The organism is Aquipseudomonas guryensis (genome assembly GCF_014164785.1).
Taxonomy (GTDB): Bacteria; Pseudomonadota; Gammaproteobacteria; order Pseudomonadales; family Pseudomonadaceae; genus Aquipseudomonas; species Aquipseudomonas guryensis.
Genome location: NZ_JACJFN010000001.1, coordinates 610,020 through 625,804 on the forward strand (window position 1 = coordinate 610,020; position 15,785 = coordinate 625,804).

A 15,785-nucleotide genomic window follows, 5' to 3' on the forward strand; every position below is an offset into this window, starting at 1 on the left:
ACATGAGTAAATTGCTTGGCCTGCTGCTGGTGGTGGCGGGGTTGCTCTATCCGTTTGCCGTGTATTTCGGCATGGAGCACCTGTCGCCGCGCGTGTTCGCCCTGCTGCTCGGCGGCCTGTGGCTGGCGCGCGCCGTGGTGCAACGCGGCAAGCCGGGCAACCGCTGGATGGCCGGCGTGGCCCTGGCCTTCTGCCTGCTGCTCGGCCTGGCCGGCGAAGCGGAGCTGCTGCGCTGGTACCCGGTGCTGCTCAACGGCCTGCTGCTGGCGCTGTTCGGCCTCAGCCTGCAGTTCGGCCCGCCGCTGATCGAGCGCCTGGCGCGCCTCAGCGAACCCGACCTGCCGGACGCGGCGGTGCGCTACACGCGCCGCGTGACCCAGGTGTGGGCACTGTTCTTTCTGGCCAACGGCCTGGTGGTGATCGCCCTCAACCTGTGGGCGCCGCTGAGCTGGTGGACCCTGTATACCGGGCTGATCGCCTACGGCCTGATGGGCTTGCTGTTTGCCGGTGAGTGGCTGGTGCGCCAGCGTGTAAGGAGAAGTGCATGACCTGGTTGCCCCTCAGCGACCTGCTGCTGGAGGCCCAGCCGGGCCGTACGGTCACGCCGGACATGACGCATGCGGCCCTGCGCCAGCGCGCCCTGGCCCTGGCCGGCGCCCTGCAGGCGCGCGGCGTGCGCCGCCTGGCCGTGCATATCGAGGATGCCGGCGAGCTGGCCATCGCCCTGCTCGGCGCCTGGCGCGCTGGCGTGCAAGTGCTGCTGCCGGCCGATGCGCAGGCGCAGACCCGCGAGCGCCTGGGCGCCCAGGTCGAGCTGTGGCTGGACAGCCTGGATGACGCTGCGCTGAATGGCGAGCCACTGCCCGCTGCCGCCCTCGATCTCGACCAGTGCCACCTGACCCTGTGCACCTCCGGCTCCAGCGGCGAGCCCAAGCTGATCGACAAATCCCTGCGCCAGCTGGCCAACGAAGTGGAGGCCCTGGAACAACTGTGGGGCGCCGAACTTGGCGCTGCCACCCTCCTCGGCAGCGTCGCCGCCCAGCATATCTACGGCCTGCTGTTCCGCGTGCTCTGGCCGCTGTGCGCCGGGCGGCCGTTCCTGCGCCGCGCCCAGCCGTTCCCCGAAGACCTGCAACGGGAAAGTCTGCAGCATCCGACATTTGCTTGGATCGCCAGCCCGGCCTTGCTCAAGCGCATGGGCGACAACCTCGACTGGCCGGCCCTGCGCCAGGTGCGTCGGGTGTTTTCCTCCGGCGGCGCCCTGCCGGCCGAGACCGCCGCCGAGCTGTACGGCCTGCTCGGCCAGTGGCCCACCGAAATCTATGGCAGCTCGGAAACCGGTGGCATCGCCTGGCGCCAGGGCGGCGAATACTGGACGCCGTTTGCTGGCGTCGAGTTGGGACAGAATGCCGACGGCGCGCTCAACCTGAGTTCGCCATACCTCCCAGCCGGGCAGCGCGAACAGACCGCCGACGCGGTGGAGATTGGCAGCGATGGGCGCTTCGTCCTGCGCGGGCGCCTGGACCGCATCGTCAAACTGGAAGAAAAACGCATCTCCCTGCCCATGCTGGAACAGGCCCTGCTCAGCCACGAGTGGGTCGCCGACGCGCGTCTGGGGGTGATCGAGCAAGGCCGTGCCTACCTCGGCGCGCTGGTCGCCCTCAGCCCGAGCGGCCTGCACGCCCTGCGCAACCAGGGACGCAAGACCCTGATCGAAACCCTGCGCCAACACCTGGCCGGGCACTGCGAGGCGCTGGCCCTACCACGCCGCTGGCGCCTGCTCGCCGAGCTGCCCTACAGCAACCAGGGCAAGCTGGCCCAGGCCGAGGTCGAGCGCATTCTGGCCAGCGAGCGGCCGACCCGTGTGGCGCCGCGCTCGGCTGTCGAGCAGGACGGTGAATGGCAGCTGGAGCTGGACATACCGCCGGACCTGGCACACTTCACCGGCCACTTTCCGCAGACCCCGGTACTGCCCGGCGTGGTCCAGGTCGACTGGGCCCAGCAGCTGGCTCGCGAGCTGATTGCCGACCTGCCGCCGCGCTTCTGCGGCATGGAAGTGCTGAAGTTCCAGCAGCTGGTCCGCCCCGGCGACCGCCTGCAGCTGAGCCTGCGTTTCGACGCCGAGCGCGGCAAACTGTACTTCGCCTATCGCAACGGCGAGGCGGCCTGCTCCTCGGGTCGCATCCTGCTGGAGGCCGCCGGTGCATAAGGCCTGCGCGGTGATTCCGGTATACAACCACGAGCATGCGCTGCCTATCGTGGTCGCCGCCCTGCGCGACGCCGGCCTGCCCTGCGTGCTGGTCGACGACGCTTCCAGCCCCGCCTGCGCCGCGGTAATCGATCAACTGGCCGAACAGGCCGATACCTTCCTGGTGCGCCTGCCGGTCAACCAGGGCAAGGGCGGCGCGGTGATGGCCGGCCTGCGCGAGGCGCAGCGCCTGGGCTTCAGCCACGCGCTGCAGGTCGACGCCGATGGCCAGCACGACCTCAGCGATGTCGCCGGCTTCCTCGGCGAATCCCGCGCCCACCCGCAGGCGCTGGTCTGCGGCTATCCGGTGTACGACGACAGCGTGCCGAAGAGCCGCCTGTACGCGCGCTACCTGACCCACGTCTGGGTATGGATCAACAGCCTGTCGCTGGCGATCCGCGACTCCATGTGCGGCTTCCGCGTCTACCCGCTGCCCGCCACCCTGGCGCTGATCGACAGCTGCCAGTTGGGCAAGCGCATGGATTTCGACACCGAGATCCTGGTGCGCCTGGCCTGGCGCAACCAGCCGATGCGCTGGCTGCCGACCCAGGTGCACTACCCGCTCGACGGCCTCTCGCACTTCCGTCTATGGCTGGACAACGCGCTGATCTCGAAGATGCACGCCAAGCTGTTCTTCGGCATGCTGCTGCGCGCCCCAATGATCCTCTGGCGACGGTGGCAGGCATGAGCGAGCAACCGGCAGCCCACTGGGCCGGCCAGCGCGAGCGCGGCAGCTACGCGCTGATGAAGCTCACCGCGGTGCTGGCACGCCTTCTCGGCCGGCGCCTGATCAGCCCGCTGATCTACGCCATCGTCCTGTACTTCTTCGTCTTCGGTGCCCAGGCGCGGCGCAGCATCTGGCAGTACCAGGCCAATCTCGCCACCTGGAGCGGCCGCAACGAGCTGCGCCCGACCTGGCGCCAGGTGTTCCGCCAGTTCATGAGCTTCGCCGACACCCTGCTCGACAAGCTCGACGTGTGGAACGGCAAGCTCGGCCTGGAGCAGATCACCCTGGTCGACCCGCACGACCTGCGCGGCCAGCTGCATCGCCAGGAACGCGGGCAGATGCTGGTCGGCGCGCACTTGGGCAACCTCGAGGTCTGTCGCGCCCTGGCCGAACTCGGCGAGCACGTAACGATGAACGTGCTGGTGCACACCAAGCACGCCGAACAGTTCAACCGCCTGCTCGGCGAGGCCGGCGCCAGTCATCTGCGCCTGATCCAGGTCAGCGAACTGGACCCGGCGATCATGCTGCAATTGTCCGAACGCCTGGAGCGCGGCGAGTGGCTGGCCATCGCCGGCGACCGCGTGCCGCTGCACGGCGGGCGCAATGTCAGCGTGGACTTCCTCGGCCAGCCCGCCGCCTTCCCGCAAGGACCGTGGCTGCTGGCCGGGCTGCTGCACTGCTCGGTCAACCTGCTCAACTGCCTGAAGATCGACGGCCGTTACCAGGTGATCATCGAGCCGTTTGCCGAGCGCATCGAGTGGAAGCGCAGCGAGCGCGAGGCGGTGATCCGCCAATGGGTACAACGCTATGCCGAGCGCCTGGGCCAACGCTGCCTGGACGCGCCGTTGCAATGGTTCAACTTCTATCCGTTCTGGAATGCACATGACGACACATCAGCCTGACCCGGTGATCTTTGGCGAAGCCCACCTGTCCATCGAGCAGGTCGTGGCCCTGTCCCAGCGCCAGGCCCGCGCGCAGCTGCAGAACGACGCCGCCTACCGCGAGAAGATCGCCAAGGGCGCGCGCTTCCTCGACACCCTGCTGGACAAGGAAGGCGTGATCTACGGCGTCACCACCGGCTACGGTGACTCCTGCGTGGTGGCCGTGCCGCTGCACCAGGTCGAGGCGCTGCCCAAGCACCTGTTCACCTTCCACGGCTGCGGCCTGGGCAAGCTGCTCGACCCGGCCAGCACCCGCGCCGTGCTCGCCGCGCGCCTGCAGTCGCTGTGCTACGGCATCTCCGGGGTGCGCGTGGAGCTGCTGGAGCGCCTGCAGGCGTTCCTCGATCACGATGTGCTGCCGCTGATCCCGGAAGAAGGTTCGGTCGGCGCCAGCGGCGACCTCACACCGCTGTCCTACGTCGCCGCCACCCTCAGCGGTGAACGCGAGGTGCTGTACCAGGGTGAACGGCGCAGCGCCGCCGAAGTACACAACGAACTGGGCTGGACGCCGCTGACCCTGCGCCCCAAGGAAGCCCTGGCGCTGATGAACGGCACCGCGGTGATGACCGCCCTGGCCTGCCTGGCGTTCTCCCGCGCCGACTACCTGCTCAAGCTGGCCACCCGCATCACCGCGCTCAACGTGGTGGCGCTGGAGGGCAACCCGGAACACTTCGACGAGCGCCTGTTCGCCGCCAAGCCGCACCCGGGGCAGATGCAGGTCGCCGCCTGGCTGCGCCAGGACCTGGCCATCGACGCGCCGACCGCGCCGCTGCACCGCCTGCAGGATCGCTACTCGCTGCGCTGCGCGCCGCATGTGCTCGGTGTGCTGGCCGACAGCCTGGGCCTGCTGCGGCAGTTCATCGAAACCGAGCTGAACAGCGCCAACGACAACCCGCTGATCGACGCCGAGGCCGAGCGCGTGCTGCACGGCGGGCACTTCTACGGCGGGCATATCGCCTTCGCCATGGACAGCCTGAAAAACCTGGTCGGCAACGTCGCCGACCTGCTCGACCGCCAGCTCGCCCTGCTGGTCGACGTGCGCTACAACCACGGCCTGCCGAGCAACCTGTCCGGCGCGCCGAGCGTCACCGCGATGATCAACCATGGCTTCAAGGCCGTGCAGATCGGCACCAGCGCCTGGACCGCCGAAGCGCTGAAAAACACCATGCCGGCTAGCGTGTTCTCGCGTTCCACCGAATGCCACAACCAGGACAAAGTGAGCATGGGCACCATCGCCGCGCGCGACGCCCTGCGCAGCCTGGAGCTGACCGAACAGGTCGCCGCCGCCACCCTGCTGGCCGCCAATCAGGGCGTCTGGCTGCGTCAGCGCGACGGCAAGATCGATATCCCGCCCCCCGTTGCCGCCATGCGCGAGCAGCTGGCCGCCGACTTCCACCCGGTAATCGAGGACCGCGCCCTGGAAGGCGAACTGCGCCTGTGCCTGCAGCGCATCCGCGCCCAGCACTGGAGGCTGTATGCGTAAGCCGCGACTTGTCTGTGTAGGAGCCAGCTTGCTGGCGATGCCCTTGTGCCAGCCCGGATCGCCAGCAAGCTGGCTCCTACAACAGCGCAGTGCGCCTGGAGTCACTGCCCATGCGTAAGGAAGGCGTACTGCAGGCCCAAGTCGAACTGGCCGTGCCGTTCTTCGACGTCGACATGCTGGAAGTGGTCTGGCATGGCCACTACGTCAAGTACTTCGAGGAAGCGCGCTGCGCCCTGCTCGACAAGCTCGGCCACAACTACCGGCAGATGCGTGAAGCTGGCTACGCCTGGCCGGTGATCGACCTGCAGCTGCGTTACATCCGCGGCGCCCAGTTCGGCCAGAAGATCATCGTGCGCGCCGACCTGGTCGAGTGGGAGAACCGTCTGAAGATCAATTATCTGATCACCGACGCCGCCACGGGTGAGCGCATGACCCGTGGCAGTAGCGTGCAGGTGGCGGTGGAGATCGCTACGCGGGAGATGCTGCTGGCCTCACCCAAGGCGTTCACCGACGCCGTCGCCAGGATCCTCGGATGAAACTGCGCCGCTGCCTAGGCCTGCTGCTACTCGTGCTGATGCCGACCGCGCAGGCCTTCGACCTCGACCAGCTCGGCGCGCAACTGGCCAAGCCGGCCGTGGTGCGCGGCCCGTTCATCCAGGAAAAGCACCTGCGCGCCTTGCCCCAGCCGCTAACCAGTCAGGGCGAGTTCGTTCTCAGCCGCGACGCCGGCCTGCTCTGGCAGCTGCGCAGCCCGCTGACCCAGGACTACCGCATCGACGCCGCCGGCATTGCCCGCCGCACACCACAAGGCTGGCAACTGCAGCCCGGCCAGGACGTCGCCGCCCAGCAGAGCCGGCTGTTCCTCGCCGTACTCAAGGGCGACCACTCGGGCCTGGCGCGCGACTTCGAGCTGCAACTGAGCGGCAGCAGCGCGGCCTGGCAACTGACCCTGATCCCGCACTCGCTGCTGCTCAAGCAGATCTTCAGCAGCATCCGCATCGACGGCGGCGCCCTGGTCGAGCGCATCGAACTGCACGAGACCCAGGGCGACCGCACGCTCATGCGCATGCCGCAGAGCCAGGCGGGCGATGCCCTCAGCGCGCAGGAGCGAGCCGCCTTTGCCCGCTAAGCCCTTCGCCGCCCAGCGCAGCCTGCCGCGCCTGTTCAGCATCGCCCTGCTGGCGCTGCTGGCCCTGGCCGCCTGGCAGTGGCGCAACGGCCCGCCAGTGGCGGCGAGCATGCTCGCCCTGCTGCCCAAGGGCGCCGGTGACGAGCTGGTGCAGCAGGCCGAGCAGCGCATGCAGGAGCCGCTGAATCGCGATCTGCTGGTGCTGGTCGGCCATCCGCAGCGCCAGCAGGCGATAGCCCTGGTGCAGCGGCTCGGCCTGCAGTGGCAGGCCAGCCAGCGCTTCGAGCGGGTGCAGTGGAGCCTGGACAGCGACCTGGCCGTGCTGCGTCAGCAACTGCGCGGTAACCGCCTGGCCCTGCTGCCGGCGGCGGATCGCCAGTTGCTGATCAAGCAGCCGGAGATCTTTATCCAGCAGCGCAGCGCCCAATTGTTCGACACCTTCGCCGGCTTCAGCCTGCTGCCGCCGGAGCAGGACTGGCTCGGTCTCGGCACTCGCGCCCAACAGGCGCTGAACCCCAACAGCCGGATTCAGGCCGACCTCGGCAGCGGTGCCCTGCTGCTGGAAGAACCGGGCATGACCTGGGCCCTGCTGCGCGTACGCACCCTCGGTAGCGCCTTCGACATGCAGGCACCGCCGGCGATTGCCACCAGCGTGGCGGCGGCACGCGCCGAGGTGACGGCTGCCGGGGGCCAGCTGCTGGCCGCTGGCGGTGTGCTGTATGCCGCCGCCGGCCAGGCCAAGGCCACCCGCGAAGTCAGCTGGATCGGCAGCATCGCCATCCTCGGCACCCTGCTGCTCTTGCTGCTGGCCTTCCGCCGCCCGCGCGTGCTGGTCAGCCTGCTGCCCATAGGCATCGCGCTAATTGCCGGCTGCACCGCCTGCGTGCTGGTGTTCGGCCAGATCAACGTGCTGACCCTGGTGCTCGGCGCCAGCCTGATCGGCGTGGCCGCCGACTACCCGCAGCACTACCTGAGCAAGAGCTGGGGCAGTTCCGAGTGGACCAGCTGGGGCGCCCTGCGCGCCACCCTGCCGGGGCTGACCCTGAGCCTGGGCACCAACCTGGTCGGCTACCTGGCGCTGGCCTTCACCCCCTTCCCGGCGCTGACCCAGATCGCCCTGTTCTCCGCCGCCGGGCTGATCGGCGCCTACCTCTGCTCGGTGTGCCTGCTGCCGGCCTGGCTGAATGGCCTGCGCCTGCGTCCGCCGCCCAGCCTGCTCGGTTTCAGCAGCGCCCTGCTGATCCTGCGCGCGCGCCTGCTGGGCCGTGTCGGCAGCCTGCCGCTGCTGGCCCTGTTGCTGCTGTTCTGCGCCGGCGGCCTGTGGCAGCTGCACACGCAGAACGATATCCGCCAGTGGCTGGGTCAGGAGCCGCAACTGCTCGCCGAGGCCAAGCGCATTGCCGAGCTGACCGGGCAGCAGCCCACCAGCCAGTTCTTTCTGGTCCGCGCCCGCGACGAGGCGCAGCTGCTCGAACGCCAGGCCGCCCTCGCCCAGCGCCTCGACCAGACCGTGGCCGCCGGCCAGTTGCGCGGTTACCGCGCGCTCAGCCAGCTGGTCGCCGCCGACAGCCAGCACCAGCCGCTGCGCGACGCCCTGCAACGCCTGCCACAGCACTGGCAGCCGCTGCTGGCCATGGGCATTCCAGCCGCCGCGCTGCAGGCCGAGCTGAACCAATTGACCAACGCCCCACAACCGAGCCTCGAGCAGGCCCTGGCCGGCCCGCTGGGCGAAGCCTGGCGGCCGCTGTGGCTGGGCAGCCATGCCGAAGGCGTGGCCGGTCTGGTCAGCCTGCAGGGCCAGGCCGACAGCGCCCTGCTGCACAGCCTTGGCGCAGACCTGCCCGGCGTGCAGCTGGTCGACCGCCTCGGCGAGCTGAACGGCTTGTTCAGTGCCACCCAGCTCAGCGCCGCGCAACTCAAGCTGGTCGCCAGCGCCGCCATTCTCTTGCTGCTGTGCATCCCCTTCGGCCTGGCCGGCGCCCTGCGCGTGGTCTGCCTGCCGCTGCTGGCGGCCCTCGCCGCCCTGGCCGGGCTTGGCTGGCTGGGCCAGCCGCTGACCCTGTTCAGCCTGTTCGGCCTGTTGCTGATCACCGCCATCGGCGTCGACTACGCCATCCTGATGCGCGAGAACATCGGCGGCGCCGCCGTCAGCCTGCTCGGCACCCTGCTCTCGGCGCTGACCAGCTGGCTGTCATTCGGCCTGCTGCTGATCAGCGACACCCCGGCCATTGCCAACTTCGGCCTGGCGATCAGCCTCGGCCTGCTGTTCTGCTTCATCCTCGCGCCTTGGGCCGGCACCCGTGAGCCCCAGGCCAAGGCGGTGCCGGCATGAGCATCGCGCTGTTCTGGCTCGGCCTGCTGGGCCTGTTCGCCGCCGCCACCTGGCTGGGCAGCCGCCTGCGCCTGATCCCGATTGTCAGCCAGCTGCTGCTGGCCACCCTCGGCCTGCCGCTGCTGATGCTGTGGAGCGCGCCCCTGGGTTTCGGCGCCAGCGAGCTGCTCGCCGCCGACTGGCTCAAGCCGCTGTACGGCGTGGCCTTCACCCTGCTGCTGGGGCATATCCTCAGCGATGTGATCGACCTCGACCTGCAGGCCGACAGCGTGAAGATCGCCCTGCCGAGCTTCTTCCTGCCGTTCTTCTGCGGCCTGGCCTGTGCGCTGTGGCTGCTGCCGGCGCAGAGCCTGCTGGGCAGCATCGCCGTCGGCCTGCTGTTCGCCCTCACAGCCATCCCGGTGCTGTTCCTCTACCTGCAGCACCTGGGCTACCCCGCCCCACGCATCCGCCAGTTGCTGCAGGCGGCGATCCTCATGGACCTGCTGTGCTGGCTGATCTTCGGCCTGGCCCAGGGCAGCAGCCAGCCGGCCACCCTGCTCTGGCCGCTGCTGGCCGCCAGCCTGCCGCTGCTGTTCAAGCTGCTGCCGTGCCGTTCGGCACGCTTCAACGGCCTGTGTTTCCTGGTGCTGCTGCTGGTCATGCAGCAGCTCAAACTGAATGCCCTGGTGTTCGGTATCGCCTACCTGCTGTGCAGCGCCGCGCTGCGTGTACCGCTGCGCCTGCCGCTGCCGAACAGCGTGTTCGCCGCCCTGCAGACCTGGCTGGCGGTGCCGCTGATCCTCGCTTACGGCCTGCTGCAGATCGACTGGCAGAATGCCTGGCTGGGCTATTCCTGGCTGCAGTTCGGCGCGCTGTTGCTGCTGCCGATCGCCAGCAAGCTGCTGGGCAACTGGCTGGGCCTGAGCTGGGCAGCCGGACGCCTGGCACCGAGCCCCGGGCATTGGCGTGAGAGCGTGCTGCTGAACACCCGCGGCCTGACCGAAATCGTTTTCCTCAACCTGCTGCTGCATCAGCAGGTGATCAGCACCCAGCTGTACTTTGCCCTGATGCTGATGGGCCTGATCTCCACCTTGCTGCCGGCCTTCACCGGCGCCTACCCTCGTCCTGCCACCACGACCCATGAGGCAAGAAGCCACTATGAACACTCCTGAACTCGAACAACGCCAGGTCGTGGTGATCGGCGCCGGCCCCTCCGGTGCCATCGCCGCCGCCCTGCTCAAGCGCAACGGCCACGATGTACTGGTGCTGGAGCGCCAGCGCTTCCCGCGTTTCTCCATCGGCGAGAGCCTGCTGTCGCACTGCCTGGACTTCGTCGAGGAAGCCGGGATGCTCGATGCGGTGCAGGCCGCAGGCTTCCAGACCAAGCACGGTGCGGCCTTCGCCTGGGGCGAGCGCTACACCGAGTTCGACTTCCGCGACAAGTTCACTGAAGGCAAAGGCTCCACCTACCAGGTGCTGCGCGCCAGCTTCGACAAGGTGCTGGCCGATGACGCCGAGCGCCAGGGCGTGGAGATCCGCTACGAGGAAGAGATCACTGCCGTCGACTTCGGCGGCGCCTGCCCGCGCCTGACCGTGCGGCGCCTGGCCGATGGTGTCGAGTATCAGGTCGAGTGCGCCTTCGTCCTCGATGGCAGCGGCTACGGCCGTGTGCTGCCGCGCCTGCTCGACCTCGACACCCCGTCCAGCATGCCGATGCGCCGCGCGCTGTTCACCCATGTCGAGGACCGCATCGCCGCCGACGCCGGCTTCGACCGCGAGAAGATCCTCATCACCACCCACCCGACCCTGCGCGACGTGTGGTTCTGGACCATCCCGTTCAGCAACGGCCGCTGCTCGCTGGGCGTGGTCGCCGAAGCCGGGCGCTACGAGGGTTATCCCGAAGACATGGAGGCCTGCCTGCGCCAGTTCGTCGCGGAAACCCCATCGCTCGGCAACGTCCTGCAAAACGCCGTGTGGGATACCCCGGTGCGCGAGCTGAAAGGCTACTCGGCCAACGTCAAGAGCCTGCACGGCCCCGGCTTCGCCCTGCTGGGCAACGCCGCCGAGTTCCTCGACCCGGTGTTCAGCTCCGGGGTGACCATCGCCATGCGCTCGGCGAGCATGGCCGCCGGCCTGCTGCATCGCCAGCTGAGCGGCGAGGCGGTGGACTGGGAGCAGGACTTCGCCATCCCGCTGAAACGCGGCGTCGACACCTTCCGCGCCTACGTCGAGGGCTGGTACGACGGCAGCTTCCAGGACGTGATCTATTACGAGAAGGCCCAGCCGGAAATCCGCCGGATGATCTGCTCGATCCTCGCCGGCTACGCCTGGGACCTGAACAACCCCTATGTCGCCGAGCCCAAGCGCCGCCTCGGCGTGCTCGCCGAAATCTGTGCGATGAACTGAGTCGGACATGCCCTTGCTGCGCGCCACCTTCGTCCTCCTGCTCGGTCTGCTGCTCGGCGCCTGCGCCAGCCGCACGCCGCTGCCGGAATCCGCGCCGAACCTGGGCCTGCCGCTGTCGCTGCATATCCAGCGCGCGCAGGCCGGAACCCATGCGGACTGGCTGCTGGTGGTGCAGGCAGAAGGCAGCGCGCTGCGCTGGTCGCTGTTCGATCCGCTCGGCGTGCCGCTGGCGCGCCAGCTGCTGGATGACGGCCAGTGGCGCAATGACGGCCTGCTGCCGCCGAATGCCGAGGCCCGCGAGCTGTTCGCTGCCCTGCTGTTCGCTTTGACGCCCAGCGCCGAGCTGGCGCAGCGTTATCCGCACGGCGACTGGCAACTGGCCGGCGCGGGCCAGCGCCGACTCAAGCCGGACTGGCGGATCGGCTACCGCACGCCGCTGCACTTCACCCTGAACACCCCGCCCGACCTGCACTACCAGGTCGCGCCGCTACAACCGGAAGCAAGCCCTTGATGCCCAGTTACCTCAACGCCCTTGGTCTGCTCTGCGCCCTCGGCCAGGGCAAGCAGGCCGTCGCCCGCGCCCTGTTCGCCGGCGATGCCTCAGGCATGCGCGCCGAACCCGGCTGGGTTGCCGAACGCGAGCTGACCGTGGGCGCGGTGCGCGGCGCATTGCCGGCGCTGCCCGGCCTGGCGCTGCCGCCGAGCCGCAACAACCAGCTGCTGCTGGCCGCCGCCCTGCAGATCGAAGCGCCGCTGCGCGAAGCCATCTCCCGCTATGGCGCCAGCCGCGTCGGCGTGGTGCTCGGCACCAGCACCTCGGGCATCGACGAAGCCAGCCAGAGCATCGCCCAGTACTACAACCAGGGCGCGCTGCCGGCGCACTACCACTACGCCCAGCAGGAGCTGGTCGCCCCGGCCAGCTTCCTCGCCGCCTGGCTGGGCCTGGACGGTCCGTGCTACAGCATCTCCACTGCCTGCACCTCCAGCGCTCGCGCCCTGCTCAGCGCCCATCGCCTGCTGCAGCAGGGGCTGTGCGATGCGGTGATCTGCGGCGGGGTGGACAGCCTCTGCCGGCTGACCCTGAACGGCTTCTCGGCGCTGGAGGCGGTGTCCGCCGAGCCGTGCAACCCGTTCTCGCGCAACCGCCACGGCATCAATATCGGCGAGGGTGCGGCGCTCTTCCTGATGACCAAGGAGCCGGCCCCGATCGCCTTCTTCGGCGGCGGCGCCAGCTCCGACGCCCACCATATTTCCGCGCCGCATCCGCAAGGCCTCGGCGCCCAGGCGGCGATGCACCAGGCGCTGCGCAGCGCCGGCCTGGCGGCCAGCGACATCGACTACCTCAACCTGCATGGCACCGCCACCACGCACAACGACGCCATGGAAAGCCTGGCCACCGCGGCGATCTTCCCGGCCGGGGTGCCCTGCTCCTCGACCAAGCCGCTGACCGGCCACACCCTCGGCGCCGCCGGGGCGCTGGAAGCGGCGTTCTGCTGGCTGAGCCTGAGCGAGTACAACCCGGACGCGCTGTTGCCGCCGCACCTGTGGGACGGCCAGGGCGAGCCCGAACTGCCCACCCTGCAGCTGGTCACGCCCGGCACGCGCCTGAAGAAGGCCAGCGGCCACCGGCTGATGAGCAACTCCTTCGCCTTCGGCGGCAGCAATGTCAGTCTGATCCTGGGGGATGCGCCATGAGCCGCTGGCCGATCGCCGAGCTGCTCCCGCATGCCGGCAACATGATCCTCATCGACGAAGTGCTGCGCTTCGGCGACGACGACGTCGAGACCCGCCTGAGCGTGCGCCCCGGCGGCCTGTTCAACCAGGCCGATGGCAGCCTGCCGGCCTGGGTCGGCATCGAGCTGATGGCGCAAAGCGTGGCTGCCTATGCCGGCTGCCAGGCGCGCCAGGCCGGCCTGCCGGTGGAGCTGGGCTTCCTGCTCGGCACACGCAAGTACGAGTGCAATGTCGAGTGTTTCCCGCTCGGTGCCGAGCTGCATATCCAGGCCACCCGCACCCTGCAGGACGACAACGGCATGGGTGTGTTCGAATGCCGCCTGAGCGGCCCCGGCATAGAGGTCTTCGCCCGCCTCAACGTATTCCGCCCACCGCAGGTGGCCAGTTATCTTCAGGAACAATTTCAGGATCAGCAGTCATGAGCGAAACCATTCTGGTCACCGGCTCCAGCCGTGGCATCGGCCGCGCCATCGCCCTGCGCCTGGCGCGTTCCGGCTACGACCTCGTGCTGCACTGCCGCTCGCGCCGCGATGAAGCCGAAGCGGTGCAAGCGCAGATCGCCGAGCTGGGCCAACAGGCGCGCATCCTGCAGTTCGACGTCTCCGATCGCGCCGCCTGCCGCGAGGCCCTGGAAGCGGACGTCGAGCAGCATGGCGCCTACTACGGCGTGGTGTGCAATGCCGGGCTGACCCGCGACGGTGCCTTCCCGGCGCTGAGCGAGGACGACTGGGACCAGGTGCTGCGCACCAACCTGGACGGTTTCTACAACGTCCTGCACCCGCTGTGCATGCCGATGATCCGTCGCCGCAAGGCCGGGCGCATCGTCTGCATCACCTCGGTGTCGGGGCTGATAGGCAACCGCGGCCAGGTCAACTACAGCGCCTCCAAGGCCGGCGTGATCGGCGCGGTCAAGGCCCTGGCCATCGAGCTGGGCAAGCGCAAGATCACGGTCAACTGCGTGGCGCCGGGGCTGATCGACACCGAGATCCTCGACGAGCAGGTACCGGTGGAGGAAATCCTCAAGATGGTCCCGGCGGCGCGTATGGGCACCCCGGAAGAAGTCGCCGGCGCGGTGAATTTCCTGATGTCCGAGGAGGCGGCGTACATTACCCGCCAGGTCCTCGCCGTGAATGGTGGATTGTGTTGATGAAACGTGTGGTCGTCACCGGCATGGCCGGCATCACTTCGCTGGGCAGCGACTGGCCGAGCATCGAAGCCAACTTCCGCGCCGGCAAGAGCGGCATTCGCTACATGGCCGAGTGGGACCGCTTCGGCGAGCTGAACACCCGCCTCGGCGGCCCGGTGGACGACTTCGTCCAGCCCAAGCGCTGGACGCGCAAGCAGACACGCAGCATGGGGCGGGTGTCCAAGCTGGCGGTGTATGCCGCCGAGCGCGCTCTGGAGCACGCCGGCCTGCTCGGCGACGAGCGCATCCAGGACGGGCGCATGGGCGTGGCCTGCGGCTCGTCCACCGGTAGCACCGACGAGATCAAGGCGTTCGGCAATATGCTGCTCAATTCGGTGGCCGATGGCCTCAACGCCAACTCCTATATCCGCATGATGCCGCACACCACGGCGGCCAATATCAGCATCTTCTTCGGCCTCAAGGGCCGCCTGATCCCCACCTCCAGCGCCTGCACCAGCGGCAGCCAGGGCATCGGCTACGCCTATGAGGCGATCAAGTTCGGTCGCCTGCCGATGATGCTGGCCGGCGGCGCCGAGGAGCTGTGTCCGACCGAGGCCATGGTGTTCGACGCGCTGTACGCCACCAGCCTGAAAAACGATACCCCGCACCTGTCGCCACGTCCCTACGACAGCGGCCGCGACGGCCTGGTGATCGGCGAGGGCGCCGGCATCCTGGTGCTGGAAGAGCTGGAACACGCGCTGGCGCGCGGCGCCACCATCCATGCCGAGATCGTCGGCTTCGGCTGCAACTCCGACGGCATCCACGCGACCAAGCCGGAACAGGCGACCATGCGCGGCGCCATGGAACTGGCCCTGGCCGATGCCGGTCTGCCGCCCAGTGCCATCGGCTACATCAACGGCCACGGCACCGCCACCGAGCAGGGCGACATCGCCGAGAGCCAGGCCACTAACAGCCTGTTCGGCGCGCAGATGCCGATCAGCTCGCAGAAGAGCTTCTTCGGTCACACCCTGGGCGCCTGCGGGGCGCTGGAGTCATGGTTCAGCATCGAGATGATGAATGCCGACAGCTACGTACCAACCCTCAACCTCGAGCAGATCGACCCGGCCTGCGCCGAACTGGACTACCTGCGCGGCGAGTTCCGCCAGATGAGCAACCAGTACGTGATGAACAACAACTTCGCCTTTGGCGGGGTGAATACCTCGCTGATCTTCAAGCGCTGGAACTGAGGCGGACACGGAGCCAAGGAATGCACCGACTCACTCGTCTATTGGCTCTGGGCCTGTTGCTGCTCGGCCTGGCGGCCTGCAGCACCAGCAAGCCCGTGCTCAACCCCAGCATCGGCCTGCCACCGGATCGCGAGTTCAGCCAGGTCGAGCTGCAGCAGGCGATCATCGCCGCGCTGGAAGCCAACAAGTGGCGAGTGGGACGCATCGAACCAACGCAGATTCGCGCCGCCATCAGCGTGCGCCAGCGCCACCATGCACAGATCGCCATCGACTACAGCCCGTTCGACCTTGAAATCCGCTATGTCGGTAGCCAGGGCCTGGACTACAAGGACGGTCGGATTCATCGCAACTACAATCGCTGGGTCAACAACCTGCGCGCCGAAATCGAGCGCCAGTTGCACCTTGCGCAGAACCCGCTTTAACCACGCCT

At 68.6% G+C, this 15,785-nt stretch carries 16 protein-coding genes; all 16 read left to right on the forward strand.

Translation table 11 applies throughout. From position 1 onward, the window contains the following. Positions 1-2: 2 nt before the first annotated feature. The 16 genes from H3H45_RS02745 to H3H45_RS02820 all read left to right on the forward strand — a co-directional run bounded on the left by H3H45_RS02745 (position 3) and on the right by H3H45_RS02820 (position 15,777). The gene (locus tag H3H45_RS02745; RefSeq protein WP_182832213.1) at positions 3-548 is read left to right on the forward strand and encodes a COG4648 family protein; all 546 of its coding nucleotides are present in this window, start codon (positions 3-5) and stop codon (positions 546-548) included. Next, complete coding sequence (locus H3H45_RS02750) at positions 545-2,209, forward strand: acyl-CoA synthetase family protein (protein ID WP_182832214.1); 1,665 nt, start codon at positions 545-547, stop codon at positions 2,207-2,209. The genes H3H45_RS02745 and H3H45_RS02750 overlap by 4 nt, the downstream gene beginning before the upstream one ends. After that, positions 2,202-2,936: a glycosyltransferase family 2 protein gene (locus H3H45_RS02755; protein WP_182832215.1), complete on the forward strand. Its 735-nt coding sequence runs from the start codon at positions 2,202-2,204 to the stop codon at positions 2,934-2,936. The genes H3H45_RS02750 and H3H45_RS02755 overlap by 8 nt, the downstream gene beginning before the upstream one ends. Further along, a complete protein-coding gene (locus H3H45_RS02760) occupies positions 2,933-3,877 on the forward strand; it encodes an LpxL/LpxP family acyltransferase (RefSeq protein WP_182832216.1) in 945 nt (314 codons plus the stop codon). The genes H3H45_RS02755 and H3H45_RS02760 overlap by 4 nt, the downstream gene beginning before the upstream one ends. Then, complete coding sequence (locus H3H45_RS02765; RefSeq protein WP_182832217.1) at positions 3,858-5,399, forward strand: HAL/PAL/TAL family ammonia-lyase; 1,542 nt, start codon at positions 3,858-3,860, stop codon at positions 5,397-5,399. The genes H3H45_RS02760 and H3H45_RS02765 overlap by 20 nt, the downstream gene beginning before the upstream one ends. A 110-nt stretch (positions 5,400-5,509) precedes the next feature. Continuing rightward, the gene (locus H3H45_RS02770; RefSeq protein WP_182832218.1) at positions 5,510-5,935 is read left to right on the forward strand and encodes an acyl-CoA thioesterase; all 426 of its coding nucleotides are present in this window, start codon (positions 5,510-5,512) and stop codon (positions 5,933-5,935) included. After that, complete coding sequence (locus H3H45_RS02775) at positions 5,932-6,528, forward strand: outer membrane lipoprotein carrier protein LolA (protein WP_182832219.1); 597 nt, start codon at positions 5,932-5,934, stop codon at positions 6,526-6,528. Before H3H45_RS02770 ends, H3H45_RS02775 begins: the two co-directional genes overlap by 4 nt. Next, a complete protein-coding gene (locus H3H45_RS02780; protein WP_235983311.1) occupies positions 6,518-8,860 on the forward strand; it encodes an MMPL family transporter in 2,343 nt (780 codons plus the stop codon). Before H3H45_RS02775 ends, H3H45_RS02780 begins: the two co-directional genes overlap by 11 nt. Next, entirely contained in the window at positions 8,857-10,014 is a 1,158-nt protein-coding gene (locus H3H45_RS02785) for a cation:proton antiporter (RefSeq protein WP_182832221.1), read from the forward strand. The genes H3H45_RS02780 and H3H45_RS02785 overlap by 4 nt, the downstream gene beginning before the upstream one ends. Beyond that, positions 10,001-11,248: an NAD(P)/FAD-dependent oxidoreductase gene (locus H3H45_RS02790; protein ID WP_182832222.1), complete on the forward strand. Its 1,248-nt coding sequence runs from the start codon at positions 10,001-10,003 to the stop codon at positions 11,246-11,248. Before H3H45_RS02785 ends, H3H45_RS02790 begins: the two co-directional genes overlap by 14 nt. A gap of 7 nt (positions 11,249-11,255) precedes the next feature. Continuing rightward, the gene (locus H3H45_RS02795) at positions 11,256-11,759 is read left to right on the forward strand and encodes a DUF3261 domain-containing protein (protein ID WP_407926670.1); all 504 of its coding nucleotides are present in this window, start codon (positions 11,256-11,258) and stop codon (positions 11,757-11,759) included. Continuing rightward, positions 11,759-12,943: a beta-ketoacyl-[acyl-carrier-protein] synthase family protein gene (locus H3H45_RS02800; protein WP_182832223.1), complete on the forward strand. Its 1,185-nt coding sequence runs from the start codon at positions 11,759-11,761 to the stop codon at positions 12,941-12,943. The genes H3H45_RS02795 and H3H45_RS02800 overlap by 1 nt, the downstream gene beginning before the upstream one ends. Further along, positions 12,940-13,404 (forward strand): ApeP family dehydratase, encoded by a 465-nt coding sequence (locus H3H45_RS02805; protein ID WP_182832224.1) that lies wholly within the window; start codon positions 12,940-12,942, stop codon positions 13,402-13,404. The genes H3H45_RS02800 and H3H45_RS02805 overlap by 4 nt, the downstream gene beginning before the upstream one ends. Next, positions 13,401-14,129 carry a 3-oxoacyl-ACP reductase FabG gene (gene fabG, locus H3H45_RS02810; RefSeq protein ID WP_182832225.1) on the forward strand — a complete coding sequence of 243 codons (729 nt, stop codon included), beginning with the start codon at positions 13,401-13,403 and terminating at the stop codon, positions 14,127-14,129. Before H3H45_RS02805 ends, fabG begins: the two co-directional genes overlap by 4 nt. Continuing rightward, positions 14,129-15,355, forward strand: coding sequence for a beta-ketoacyl-ACP synthase (locus tag H3H45_RS02815; RefSeq protein ID WP_182832226.1), 1,227 nt, complete (start codon positions 14,129-14,131; stop codon positions 15,353-15,355). Before fabG ends, H3H45_RS02815 begins: the two co-directional genes overlap by 1 nt. Positions 15,356-15,375: 20 nt before the next feature. Next, the gene (locus H3H45_RS02820) at positions 15,376-15,777 is read left to right on the forward strand and encodes a hypothetical protein (RefSeq protein ID WP_182832227.1); all 402 of its coding nucleotides are present in this window, start codon (positions 15,376-15,378) and stop codon (positions 15,775-15,777) included. Positions 15,778-15,785 lie beyond the last annotated feature (8 nt).